Source organism: Oribacterium sp. FC2011 (assembly GCF_000701645.1).
Classification (GTDB): Bacteria; Bacillota; Clostridia; order Lachnospirales; family Lachnospiraceae; genus Oribacterium.
On sequence record NZ_JNJM01000014.1, the window covers coordinates 36,778 to 50,618 of the forward strand.

At 45.9% G+C, this 13,841-nt stretch carries 7 protein-coding genes; all 7 read left to right on the forward strand.

Going from position 1 to position 13,841, the window contains the following annotated elements; genetic code table 11:
- Positions 1 to 27 precede the first annotated feature (27 nt).
- The gene (locus T357_RS0112170; protein ID WP_031552971.1) at positions 28 to 4,617 is read left to right on the forward strand and encodes a PolC-type DNA polymerase III; all 4,590 of its coding nucleotides are present in this window, start codon (positions 28 to 30) and stop codon (positions 4,615 to 4,617) included.
- 87 nt (positions 4,618 to 4,704) lie between these two features.
- On the forward strand, positions 4,705 to 5,802 hold the full coding sequence (locus tag T357_RS0112175; protein ID WP_031552974.1) for a prephenate dehydrogenase: 1,098 nt from the start codon (positions 4,705 to 4,707) through the stop codon (positions 5,800 to 5,802).
- A 338-nt stretch (positions 5,803 to 6,140) separates the two neighbouring features.
- Entirely contained in the window at positions 6,141 to 8,234 is a 2,094-nt protein-coding gene (locus T357_RS0112180; protein ID WP_031552977.1) for an elongation factor G, read from the forward strand.
- Positions 8,235 to 8,419: 185 nt separating this feature from the next.
- Complete coding sequence (plsX, locus tag T357_RS0112185) at positions 8,420 to 9,466, forward strand: phosphate acyltransferase PlsX (protein WP_044916872.1); 1,047 nt, start codon at positions 8,420 to 8,422, stop codon at positions 9,464 to 9,466.
- A gap of 4 nt (positions 9,467 to 9,470) precedes the next feature.
- Entirely contained in the window at positions 9,471 to 9,713 is a 243-nt protein-coding gene (acpP, locus tag T357_RS0112190) for an acyl carrier protein (protein WP_031552984.1), read from the forward strand.
- A 49-nt stretch (positions 9,714 to 9,762) separates the two neighbouring features.
- The gene (gene rnc, locus T357_RS0112195; RefSeq protein ID WP_031552986.1) at positions 9,763 to 10,470 is read left to right on the forward strand and encodes a ribonuclease III; all 708 of its coding nucleotides are present in this window, start codon (positions 9,763 to 9,765) and stop codon (positions 10,468 to 10,470) included.
- A complete protein-coding gene (smc, locus tag T357_RS0112200) occupies positions 10,451 to 13,735 on the forward strand; it encodes a chromosome segregation protein SMC (protein WP_031552989.1) in 3,285 nt (1,094 codons plus the stop codon). Before rnc ends, smc begins: the two co-directional genes overlap by 20 nt.
- Positions 13,736 to 13,841: the final 106 nt, after the last annotated feature.

Genomic DNA, 13,841 nt, shown 5'->3' on the forward strand with positions numbered 1-13,841 from the left:
TGGAATGCGAGGGCGGTGCACCAGAAAATGAAAAAATTTTTCGAAGTATTTGAAACTCTCGAGGTCAGCGATGACCTCGAGGGATTATTTCGTGACACCTTTGTAACCCGTGTCACCATTACAAAAGATCATACACAGATACGAATCTACATCACAAGTCCTCATCTTATAGATAAGAGGACTGTTTTTCGTATGGAAAAACTCATCAAAGACCAGCTTTTCGGTAAAAAGAAAATAGCTGTAAGTATCAAGGAGAATTTCCGTCTCAGCGCACAGTACAATGCCAGAACTCTGTTTGACATGTACCGTGAAAGCATCCTTATAGAACTCAGGAACTTCAACATCATCCTCTATAACATGATGACTACCGGTCAGATTTCCTGGAAGGACGATGACACCATGGATCTCAAGGTGGCAAATTCCCACTTGTACAAAGAGGCCAGCAGGGAACTTCTTCATGCCCTTAAACGTCTTTTTGAAGATCGTTGTTCCATAGCCTTTAACCTTAACATGCTTTATGAAGAAAAGCAGAGTTCCGCATCAAAGGATCCCGGCTATAACTACATTCCTCCGGAGCTTAGGGGAGACACCGATGAGTCAAGACGCCGGAGAGCAGAACTTCAGAAATCAGAAGGCTTCATGAGGGGCTCCGACAGTTTCGCAATTCCTGACAGGGATAGTTCTGCCAATGCCAACGAACGTGATGCAGCTGCTGCAGCTCTGGAAGCTCAAAATGCCCGCATGAGCTTAGACCTCAATATGGCAAACCGGAATTCAGGCTCCAACGGGGGAAATCAGACTCAAAACCAGGGTTCTCAAAATGGCAGCAGTCGTTTCGGCGGAGGCAATACCCAGTTCCAGCGCAAAAAACGCGCCTTTAAGATGTCCGAAAACGCCGAAGTCCTTTACGGAAGATACTTTGAAGGAGAGCCTGTTTCCCTCAAGGATGTGGACGCCGGATCCGGAAACATTATTATGGCAGGAACCATCTTCCTGGTACATGATCCGGTTCATACCAAAACCGGCAAAAATATACTTAAGTTTGACATCACAGATTACACCGATTCCATAACCTGCAAAATATTCGTGGATGACGAAGATATGGAGCTTGCAACCTCATTTATCAAACCGGGAACAGACCTTCTCATAAAGGGTTCTGTTTCCTTTGACTCCTTTGACAAGCAGGTAGAAATGAGCTTTATCGACGGTATCCTCAAGTACCAGATAACCCGCGCCAAAAGAACCGACAGCCATCCGGAAAAGCGCGTGGAGCTCCATCTCCATACAAAAATGTCAGATATGGATGCCGTCTCAGATGTATGTGATTATATCGATACCGCCATTTCCTTCGGAATGAATGCCATGGCCATCACAGATCACGGTGTGGTCCAGGCCTTCCCGGACGCAAGCATTTATCTGAAAAAGATAGGCCGTGATAAAGATTTCAAGATAATTTACGGATGTGAAGGATACCTGGTGGATGATCAGGAGACCATAGTTGTCAATGATAAAGGTCAGGAGCTTTTCCATGACACCGTGGTTTTCGATATCGAGACCACCGGCTTCAGTGCCGAGACCGACCACATTATCGAGATCGGTGCGGTAAAGCTTCACAACAATGAAATCGTGGACCGCATGGATGTTTTCATAAATCCCGGTGTGCCTATTCCGTTCCGTATCACACAGCTCACCTCCATCGACGACTCCATGGTCATGGATGCCGATCCGATAGAAGTGGTGTTGCCTAAATTCCTCGAATGGTGCGGAGACGCGGTTATAGTCGCTCACAATGCCTCCTTCGATACCGGCTTTATAAGCAAAAATGCAAAGCGCCTCGGGCTTTCCTATGACCCTACCATCATTGATACGGTGAGCCTCAGCCGACTGCTGCTTCCTAAACTCAACAGATTCAAACTGGATACTGTTGCCAAGGAGCTTAATGTCTCCCTCGAGCATCATCACCGCGCTGTAGACGATGCGGGATGTACTGCCGAAATCTATATCAAAGAGATAGAAATGGTAAAGCAGCGCGGCTGCACAAGGCTTTCAGACATCGACAAGCTGGAATTTGACCACGCTGCCAATGTCATGAAGCTTCCCACTTACCATATCATCCTTTTGGCTAAAAACGACATCGGACGTATAAACCTGTACCGCCTGGTATCAGAAAGTCACCTTAACTACTTTAAGTCACGGCCCCGTATTCCCAAGTCCTTACTCAGGAAATACAGAGAAGGACTCATTATCGGAAGCGCCTGTGTCATGGGAGAAGTATTCCAGAGCATGATACGCGGAGTGGACGACGCACAGCTGATTGATATAGCATCCTTTTACGATTACCTGGAGATCCAGCCTCTCGGAAACAACAGCTTTATGCTGGGAAACGAAAAGTATACCGCCACTACAGAGCAGGACCTTATAGATTACAACAATAAGATCATATCCATTGCGGACCAGCTGGGAAAACCGGTATGTGCAACCTGTGACTGTCATTACATTAATCCTGAGGATGATATCTACAGGACCATCATTCAGGCAGGACGCGGCTTCGACGAAGAAGAGAGTGATGCCAAGCTTTATTTCCGTTCAACCGATGAAATGCTTCAGGAATTCTCATACCTTGAGCCGCAGAAAGCAAAGGAGATAGTTATTGACAATCCGAATCTCATAGCGGATATGTGTGACATGATAAAGCCGGTGCGTCCCGACAAGTGCCCGCCGGTTATCGAAAACTCTGATGAAACTCTGAGAGAGATCTGTTATGAAACCGCCCATAGAATGTATGGACCGGACCTCCCTCAGATTGTTTCCGACAGACTGGAAAAGGAGCTTAATTCAATCATTTCAAACGGTTACTCCGTTATGTATATTATTGCCCAGAAGCTTGTTGACAAGTCAAACGAGGATGGCTATCTGGTTGGTTCCCGTGGTTCTGTAGGTTCTTCCTTCGCAGCCACCATGTCACATATCACAGAGGTTAACCCTCTGAGCCCGCACTATGTCTGCCCTGAATGCTTCTGGTATGATTTTGATTCACCTGAGGTAAAGCAGTACTCGGGTATGGCAGGCTGCGATATGCCACCGAAGAAGTGTCCGAAGTGTGGAGCCGAGTTAAATCGCTGGGGCTATGATATACCATTTGAGACTTTCCTTGGATTCAAGGGTGACAAGGAACCGGATATCGACCTTAACTTCTCCGGAGAATATCAGGCAAAGGCCCATGCCTACACCGGAGTCATTTTCGGAGAAGGCCACACCTTTAAGGCAGGAACCATAGGTACCCTTGCAGATAAAACAGCCTACGGAATGGTCAAAAAATACTATGAAGAAAAGGGAATTGAAAAACGAACCGCAGAAATAGACCGTCTGGTTCAGGGGTGCGTGGGAGTGCGCCGTACCACCGGTCAGCACCCCGGAGGAATCGTAGTACTTCCTCACGGTGAGGAGATCAATACATTTACACCGGTACAGCATCCGGCTAATGATATGCAATCCCCCATCATCACCACCCATTTCGATTATCATAAAATCGACCATAACCTTTTGAAACTTGATATCCTGGGACACGACGATCCCACCATGATACGTCGTCTCCAGGATCTCATAGGCATTGATCCCGTTAAGGATATCCCCCTTGACTGCAAGGAAGTAATGAGTCTCTTCCAGTCAACGGAAGTCCTCGGCATTAAGCCGGAGGATATTCATGGAGTGAAGCTGGGCTGTCTCGGAATCCCCGAATTCGGTACCTCTTTTGCTATGCAGATGGTTGAGGACACAAAGCCGAAGTATTTTTCCGATCTCATAAGGATTTCAGGCCTGTCCCACGGAACAGACGTATACCTCAATAATGCCCAGGATCTCATTAAGGATGGCATAACCACCCTGCAGCAGGCGATCTGCTGTCGAGACGATATCATGGTATACCTTATGCACAAGGGCATGGATCCGGGAGAATCCTTCAGCATCATGGAGGCCACCCGTAAGCATAAGCCTCTTAAGGACGAATGGTGTCAGGACATGCTGGATCATGATGTGCCTCAGTGGTACATTGACGCCTGCAAGAAAATAAAGTACATGTTCCCGAAGGCTCATGCCGCAGCCTACGTTATGATGGCATGGCGTGTTGCCTGGTGTAAGGTATTCCACCCTATAGAGTACTACACCGCCTACTTCAGTATCCGTGCCGATGGCTTCGATTATGACAAGATGTGCGGAGGAATCGATAAACTCAGGTTCTATATCGACCAGTATTTAAACATTCCGAAGCCTACCAACACTGAAGCCGTGTGTCTCCGCGACATGCGTATATGTGAAGAAATGTATGCCCGTGGCATCGAGTTTGCGCCTCTTGACATTTATAAGGCAAAGGCAAAGGACTTTACCATCACTCCTGACAAAAAGATCATGCCGAGCTTCACCTCCATGGCGGGTCTCGGTGAAGCCGTTGCCCAGGGCATCGAGGACGGCGGTAAGAGCGGAGTCAGATATCTCAGTAAGGACGACTTTATTAACAGGACACACTGCCCGAAGGGCTTCGTGGAAAAGTTCAGCGAGCTTGGACTTCTGGGAGACATTCCTGAATCGAACCAGATGAGTATTTTTGATCTAATGAACTAAGATAACTTCTATAATTCAGACATTGACTTTTACACTTAAACGCGTTAAAGTGTGTAAGTGCCAAAATATTATTATAAGAAGGGGAAGATGATTATGAAAACAGCAGCATTTATAGGATTTGGCCTCATCGGAGGTTCAATAGCAAAGGGACTCAAGAAAAAGGATCCAACCATGCGTATCATGGCTTACGCAAGAAATAAGTCCAATCTTGAGGTGGCGCAGGAGGAAGGTATCGTAAATGTGGTACTGGATGCTCCTGACAGCGAGAGACTTTCCGAGGCTGACATAGTATTTCTTTGTGCACCGGTGGAAACCAACATTTCTTACATGGAGAACATCGGCAAACTTCTGAAGGACGGTGCGGTTCTTACAGATGTCGGTTCAACCAAAACCGCAGTATGCAATAAAGCTCTTGAGCTTGGACTTCAGGACAAGTTCATCGGCGGACATCCCATGGCAGGATCTGAACAAACCGGCTATAAAGCTGCTACAGATTATCTTTTCTCCAATGCTTACTATATCATCACACCGGTATCAGACCAGAACCCGAGACTTGTGGATACATTGAGAGAGGTGGCAACATCTCTCGGAGCAATCCCCATCATAGTTCCTGCGGACCGTCATGACAGGGCAGTGGCTGCGGTTTCACACCTTCCGCACATCATTGCAAGCTCGCTGGTAAATATCGTAAAGGATTCAGACGATGAATCACATCTTATGAAGACCATCGCAGCCGGCGGTTTCAGAGACATTACCCGTATCGCAAGCTCAAGCCCTGAGATGTGGGAGCAGATCTGTGATACAAACTCTGTGCCCCTTGTGACACTTCTGGACAGCTACATTGAGTCTCTGCAGGATATTTCAACTTCCCTTAAAAAGGAGGTTTCCGACAAGAAGATCCTTCATATGTTTGAGAGTTCCCGTGCCTACAGAAATTCCATTGACTCAAAGAATAAGGGAGCCCTTACACCGGATTACAGCTTCTCGGTTGATATTGCGGATGAGGTAGGTGCCATCTCCACTATATCCGTTATCCTTGCATCCAAGGGTATCTCCATCAAGAACATCGGCATCAACAATGCCCGTGACCATGGTGAAGGCGCCCTCCGCATTTCCTTCTACGAGGAAGAGGCAAAGGAAAAGGCCCTCACAACACTTAAGAGATACATGTATGACATAAGATAATAAGATCTTATCACGACCAGTAGGGACGGTTCTCTTCGGAGAGAACCGTCCCTATTGTATTGGTTTCCGGTTTAGGAAAAGCTTTCAAGTATAGAAAAAAACACCGGGATTATTTTTATTTTTTGCATCATGCTTTTTATTTTCTCTTTAGAATCTTTATACATATTTTCCTATTTTCTTGTATTATGACTTCTTTTTTAGTAAAATATCTACATATCACATACTTCGTATGCATACAGCGGATCCGGGTAACGTGAAAACGGATCGCAGCGCCTGATCACTTGCCTAAGGCAAAATAAATAAGTGACCGGCGTTTGAGAAGACAGGAGGTAAGACTTATGAAGGTATATGACACCGGCAACATACGTAATGTTGTTCTCTTGGGACATGGCGGCGCAGGAAAGACAACTGTAGCCGAGGCGCTTGCTTACGTAACCGGCACAACAAGCCGTATGGGCAGCATCCCTGAGGGCAACACAGTTTCAGATTTTGACAAAGAGGAAATAAAGAGAAAGTTTTCAATCTCCACATCAACAATCCCTGTAGAATACAAGGGCGAGAGCGGAGATTTAAAGATCAATATACTCGACACTCCGGGCTACTTCGATTTCGTGGGCGAAGTAGAGGAGGCTATCTCCGTTGCCGACGCAGCTATCATTGTTGTCAACTGCAAGGCCGGTATCGAACCGGGCACTGTAAAGGCATGGGATATATGCGAGAAGTTCCGCATTCCACGTCTCTTCTTCGTAACCAACATGGACGATGATCATGCATCATTCCGTCAGCTGGTTCTCGATCTTGAGAAACGTTTCGGCAGATCTGTCGCACCTTTCCAGATTCCAATCAGAGAAAATGAAAAATTCGTAGGTTTCGTTAACGTAGTTAAGATGGAAGGACGTAAGTTCACCAAGCTTAACCAGTATGAAGCTGCAGAGATTCCTGACTATGTTCAGAAGAACCTCGGTATCGCAAGAAATGCTCTTCTTGAGGCGGTTGCAGAAACATCTGACGAGTTCATGGAGAAGTATTTTGGCGGAGAAGAGTTCACAGTAGAAGAGATTCAGGCAGCTCTCAGAAAGAGTGTAAGAACCTGTGAAATGGTTCCTGTTCTTATGGGTTCAGGTATCAACATCCAGGGCTTCAATGTCCTCCTTCAGGTTATCGACAAGTATTTCCCGGCTCCCAATGAGTTCGAGACAGTCGGTGTAGACGCATCCAACGGCGAACGTTTCACAGCTAAATACAATTCCGATGCAACACTTACTGCAAAGGTTTGGAAGACCATCGCAGATCCTTTCATGGGCAAATATTCACTCCTTAAGGTCTGCACAGGAACCCTTACACCTAACACCGAAGTTTACAATGTAAACAAGGAACAGATGGAGAAGATCGGTAAGATCTACATCCTCCGCGGAAAAGAGAATATCGAAGTTGATGAGCTCAAGGCCGGAGATATCGGTGCAGTAGCAAAGCTTACAGTTACCGGAACCGGTGATACCATGGCTGACAGAAATGCACCTATCGTTTATCACGGACCTCAGATTTCCAAGCCATACACCTATAAGGCATACCGTGCCGAGAACAAGACTGATGAAGATAAGCTTTCAACAGCTCTTGCACGTATGATGGATGAAGACAAGACCCTTAAGGCTGTTGCTGATCCGGGCAACCGTCAGTCACTGCTTTACGGTATCGGCGATCAGCAGCTTGAAGTTGTTGCTTCCATGATCAAGGAGCGTTTCAATGTAAACATTATCCTTGAAAAGCCAAGATTTGCTTATAAGGAGACCATCAAGAAGGTTGCCAAGGTTCAGGGCAGATATAAGAAGCAGTCCGGCGGACACGGTCAGTTTGGTGATGTTATCATGCAGTTCGAGCCCTCAGGCGATCTTGAGACACCTTACATCTTCGAAGAGAAGGTATTCGGCGGAGCAGTTCCTAAGAACTATTTCCCTGCTGTTGAAAAGGGTATTCAGGAAGGAACCGAGAAGGGACCTCTTGCAGGCTATCCTGTAGTTGGTATCAAGGCAACACTCCTTGACGGTTCATACCATCCTGTAGATTCTTCCGATATGGCGTTCAAGACAGCTGCCAACATGGCATTTAAGGATGCCTTCATGAAGTGCCAGCCTGTTATCCTTGAGCCTATTGCTGCAGTAAAGATCACTGTTCCCGATGCCAATACCGGTGACATCATGGGCGATATGACAAAGCGCCGCGGAAGAGTACTTGGTATGGAGTCCATCGGACAGGGCAAGCAGGTTATCCAGGCTGAAGCTCCTATGTCAAGTCTCTACGGCTACAGTACAGATCTTCGCTCAATGACCGGTGGTGCCGGCGACTACGAATATGAGTTCGTAAGATACGAGCAGGCTCCGGGCGATGTTCAGAAGCAGATCGTTGACGAGAACGCAGCTGAGGCTGAAAAGTAAAATATAGTATGATTCAAAGCCGGAGGGCATCCATTATAATCAGGGCGCCCTCCGGCTCTTGCTTGCCTATACACTTGACTCGAATCATCACGCATATTAGAATATGCTAGTGTTCGGCTAATTCTGTTTTTATCAGAATTTCCTTCAGAATGCATTATTACGAAAGGATTCATTTAAGGAATATAATGGTTAAGATTGCAATAGATTGTATGGGCGGAGACAACGCGCCTTCTGCCATTGTCAAGGGTGCTCTTAAGTCTTTAAGTGTTACTCCGGATACAAAGCTTTTTCTTTTCGGTCCGGAGGCTGCAGTAAAGTCTGAGCTTTCCCACGCAAAGGAATGGGGTATCAGTGAGTCAGACCTTAAAGAGAGGGTGGAGATAGTCGATGCTCCGGATGTCATCTCTCTTCACGAGGCTCCGGTCATCGCCATACGAAGAAAAAAAGAGTCCAGTATCGTTAAGGCTCTTCATTTTGTAAAAGAGGGTAATGCTGATGCCTTTATATCAGCCGGTTCCAGCGGAGCCGTGCTTGCAGGCGGTCAGCTCATAGTAGGCCGCGCGAAGGGTGTTCCCCGTCCTCCGTTCGGAGCCCTCATCCCTACAAAAAACGGTGTAAGCCTGCTTCTGGACAGTGGTGCCAACATCGACGCCAAACCGGAATGGCTTGTCCAGTATGCAAAGATGGGCACCATTTATATGAAGGAAGTTGTGGGTATAAAGAATCCTACCGTAGGTCTCGTAAATGTTGGTGCAGAAGAAGAAAAGGGAAATCAGCTGGTCAAAGAAACCATGCCTCTTCTTAAGGCCGTTGAGGATATAAACTTTATAGGTTCCTGTGAGGCGAGAGAGATTCCTTTCGGGGCCTGTGATGTCATCATATGCGATGCATTTGTAGGAAACTGTATCCTTAAGACCTATGAGGGATCCGGAAAAATGCTCCTCGGAGAGATAAAGAGTGCCATAAAGTCCGGCTTCATCTCAATGATCGGAGGAATCCTCATTAAAAAAGCACTTAAGGATACCCTTGGAAAATTTGACGCAAAGCAATACGGCGGCGCTCCGGTTCTCGGTTTAAAGGGGCTCGTTGTAAAGGTTCACGGAAATACAGACGGCATCGAAATCACTCATGCAGTTCAACAGTGCTTCGACTTCGTTAAATCAGATGCGGTAAATAAGATCGCAGCAAGTATCGAATCCGGTAATACAGAGCCGGATCAGCAGGAGGTATAAAAACATGGAGTTCGAGAAGTTAAAAGAGATCATAATAAGAGAAGTATCTCATGTTAAAGCAGACAAGATCACACTTGAAGCAAAGTTTGTGGATGATCTGGAGATGGATTCTCTGGATGTTGTTCAGGTGGTTATGGCAATTGAGGAGGAGTTTGGTATCGAGGTTCCGGACGATGCCGCTGAACATCTCACAACAGTTCAGGAAGCCGTTACAGCCATTCATGATGCAGTTGCAGCAAAAGGATAATAAAAATACATCAGCCGGCCTATGGCCGGCTGCATTTTAAGGAGTATAAATGTCAGACGATTTAGAAAAGCTACAGGAAGCTTTAGGATATCACTTTAATGATGTGGGGCTTTTAAAACATGCCCTTACACATCCTTCCTTCAGTAATGAAAACGGTGAACCAAAGGAAGCTTCCAATCAAAGACTTGAATTTTTGGGAGATGCGGTACTCGAACTTATTTCAAGCGTATTTCTCTTTAACAGAAAACCCGTATTACAGGAGGGTGTCATGACCAAGGTCCGTGCATCACTGGTATGTGAACCTACGCTGGCAGAAGCCGCCAGAAAGGTGAATCTTGGTGATTACATCATCCTGGGAAAAGGAGAGGCAAGAGAACGCATCAATAACCGTGATTCTGTAATATCAGATGCATTTGAAGCCGTAATAGGCGCCATGTATCTGGACGGTGGTTTCGAACAGGCCCAGAATTTCGTGAATAAGCTTGTGCTTACCGACATTGAAAGCGCCGGTCTTTTCAGAGATGCAAAAACCGTTCTCCAGGAATATGTTTCCCAGAACAAAATGGAGCTCGAGTACAGAGTTATCGAGGAATCAGGTCCCTGCCATGACAGATTCTATCGTGTTCAGGCAATACTTAACAACAGGGAATACGGCATCGGCGAAGGTTCCAGTAAGAAAAAGGGTGAGCAGGGAGCAGCTTACCAGACATTAAAGCAGATTAAGGCGGAAACCGGATATGTATTTAAAATCTATTGAGGTTCAGGGCTTCAAGTCCTTTGCAAATAAGACAGTCCTTGATTTCAGTAAAGGAGTCACAGGCATCGTAGGCCCTAATGGCTCCGGAAAATCCAATATTTCCGATGCCGTTCGCTGGGTTCTCGGTGAACAGAAGGTAAAGCAGCTGCGTGGTTCTTCCATGCAGGACGTTATATTTGCCGGAACTCAGCTGAGACGTCCCCAGAGTTCAGCCTTTGTCGCCATAACTCTGGATAATTCAGACCGTCTCTTAAATATCGATTATGATGTGGTAACCGTATCCAGACGTCTTTACCGTTCGGGCGAATCAGAATATATGCTGAATGGCACAGAATGTCGACTAAAAGACATTAACGAGCTGTTCTATGATACCGGTATCGGTAAGGATGGTTACAGTATCATAGGACAGGGTCAGGTAGAAAAGATCCTTTCCGGTAAGCCCGAAGAGAGAAGAGATCTTTTTGACGAAGCTGTAGGTATCGTCAAATTCAAAAGAAGAAAAGCTCTGGCCGAGAAAAAGCTTACGGACGAGCAGGCAAATCTTACCCGTGTAACAGATATCCTTAACGAGCTGGAACGCCAGGTGGGACCTTTGAAAAAGCAGTCCGACGAGGCAAGACAATATCTTTCAATTCGTGACGAGCTTGTCAATGCGGATTCCAACCTCTTCATCAGAGATATGGATGACACCTTAAAGGGTCTTGATTCCATTAATGAAAATGCCAGCACGGTTAATGACGAACTGGCTGCCGTTAAGAAGGAATCGGAAGAGTTAAACAGCAAGTATACTGAAATAGAAGAAAAGATCAGAACTCTCGAAAGCGAAATCACCAACACAAAGGATGATATAAACAAGTCAGACCTTCTGAAAACAAACCTTCGCGGACAGATTGACGTTTTAAATGAGCAGATCAATACAGAAAAGAACAACGCCCTTCATTATACCCAGCGCATCAATGCCTTGAAGAAGGACATGTTCGACCGTATTTCTCAGATTGAGGATAATCTGAGCCTGTTAAAGTGGATCAGGGAACAGATTACTTTCATCAAAGATAACAAAGCCGGAACAGATGAAATGATGGAAAATATAGATCTGGATCTGGAAATGATCCAGTCTACCATGGACGAGACTTCGCTTACCATCAATTCCTGTATGGGTCCGGATTTTGAACTTGAGGAACGCCCTTTAAAGGAAACCGAGAAATCATCAAGCCTTAAAAGCGATGATTTCCTGGGAAACATCGAAGAACAGCGAAAAATCCTGGAAAAGCTGAACCTGCGTCTCGAAGAGGTTAAAAATCTCATTTCCTCAGACTCCGAGCTGGTTATGAAGCTCGGTGAAGCAAACCAGCAATTAAGAGATCAGATCAACCACAAGACCAGGGAGCACGATAATCTCAAAAACCGTCTCGAAACCCTTCGGAATCTCGCAGAACGCTACGAAGGCTATGGCAATGCAGTAAAGATGGTCATGGATCGTCGCGATCAGGAGCATGGTATCCTTGGTGTAGTTGCAGATCTCATCGAAGTTCCCAAGGATTATGAAACTGCCATAGAAACTGCCCTTGGCGGTTCTATACAGAACGTCGTAACAGAAGACGAAAACACCGCCAAGAACATGGTGCAGTACTTAAAACAGCACCGTTACGGACGTGCAACCTTCCTTCCTCTCTCAAACATTAAGGGTAGAAGGGATGACAATTGCGAACGTGCATGCTCTGAAAACGGAGCCATCGGACTTGGCTGTGACCTCATTAAATTTGATGCAAAATATAAGGGGCTTTCCGAGTTCCTGCTGGGAAGAGTCCTGGTGGTCAACAACATTGACACCGCTCTCAGTATCCAGAGAAAATATCGCCAGAGTCTGAGGATAGTAACTCTGGAGGGAGATCTTTTAAACCCGGGCGGTTCCATTTCCGGTGGTTCCTTCAGGAATAACTCTAACCTCATGGGCCGAAAGCGCGAGCTGGAGGAGATTGAGGAGCAGATACTCAAGGCCAAAAACGCCGTTGAAACTCTGAAGCATCAGCTTGCGGAGTCCGAAAGCAGAAGAGACCTTGCAAAGGCTTCTGTAGAATCCCACCGACAGGAGATTGAGAAACTCACTCTGGAGCAGAATACCCAGACCATGGCTATCGCTTCCCAGATCAATGTTGAGTACTCATCCCTTTCGACACGTACCGACTTCGTTACCGAAAATCTTCACAGACTGAATTCAGAGCTTGAGGAGATCACTACCGAAAAGGGATCCATGGAGGATTCACAGCAGAATTCCGATAATGTTCTTCAGGAAAAGACTGATAAGATATCTGAACTTGAATCATTGATCGCCAATGCCGAGTCCGCTGCTCAGTCACTGAATGAAAAAATGACACAGGATGAAGAGCAGAAAACCGGTCTTTTGGAGGAACGAAAGTCCTTCTTCCAGAAAAAAGATGAGATATCTGTACGACTTCTCGATATGGAGAAGGAGTCCATGCGTGTTCAGAACAAGAGAGAAAAGCTGGATGAAAAGATCGACAGGCTCACAAATTATATGTTTGACGAGTACGGTATCACATATGAAGAGGCAAAGAAGCGTTATTCTGACGAATACAAAAACACAAACGAGGTACGTACTCTTGTTAACCAGTTAAAGGGCAAGTTAAAGGCTCTCGGTCCTGTTAATCTGGATGCCATCGAGCAGTACAAAGAAGTGTCTGAACGTTATGAATTTTTGAACAATCAGTACCTGGATCTCACAGAATCCGAGAAGTCTCTTAATGAGATCATTGCGGAACTGGATCAGGGTATGCGTAAGCAGTTCAATGAAAACTTCAAGCTCATTCAGGAACAGTTTAACAAAACATTCAAGATACTTTTCGGCGGAGGACAGGGCAGACTTGAGCTTGACACAGAGGATCCGGATGTTCTTACCGCATCAATTTCCATCATTGCGGAACCGCCCGGAAAGAAACTGCAGAACATGATGCAGCTTTCCGGAGGTGAAAAGGCACTTACGGCTATTGCATTGCTTTTTGCAATTCAGAATCTGAAACCGTCACCCTTCTGTCTGCTGGATGAGATCGAGGCAGCACTTGATGACTCCAATGTCACACGTTTTGCGGAGTACCTCCACACACTTATACAGACACAGTTCATAGTCATCACCCATAGAAGAGGAACTATGGAAAATGCTGACCGCCTGTTCGGTATCACCATGCAGGAAAAGGGTGTGTCAACACTGGTATCCGTTGACCTGGTACAGGATCAGCTGGAGGCATAATTTAAAGTAAACATTTTATTAACATCTGTCTAAAGTCCCTGAGCCAGTCTGTAAAAGTAACACTAAGGACTTTAGACATAATATTTAGAAGCCGATCAAACTCTCA

Excerpts from the sequence above, each read along its gene's own strand:
- rnc (WP_031552986.1), top strand. The coding sequence starts at position 9,763 with ATGTCAGACGATTTAGAAAAGCTACAGGAAGCTTTAGGATATCACTTT.
- smc (WP_031552989.1), top strand. The coding sequence starts at position 10,451 with ATGTATTTAAAATCTATTGAGGTTCAGGGCTTCAAGTCCTTTGCAAAT.
- T357_RS0112170 (WP_031552971.1), top strand. The coding sequence starts at position 28 with ATGAAAAAATTTTTCGAAGTATTTGAAACTCTCGAGGTCAGCGATGAC.
- T357_RS0112175 (WP_031552974.1), top strand. The coding sequence starts at position 4,705 with ATGATTATGAAAACAGCAGCATTTATAGGATTTGGCCTCATCGGAGGT.
- T357_RS0112180 (WP_031552977.1), top strand. The coding sequence starts at position 6,141 with ATGAAGGTATATGACACCGGCAACATACGTAATGTTGTTCTCTTGGGA.
- plsX (WP_044916872.1), top strand. The coding sequence starts at position 8,420 with ATGGTTAAGATTGCAATAGATTGTATGGGCGGAGACAACGCGCCTTCT.
- acpP (WP_031552984.1), top strand. The coding sequence starts at position 9,471 with ATGGAGTTCGAGAAGTTAAAAGAGATCATAATAAGAGAAGTATCTCAT.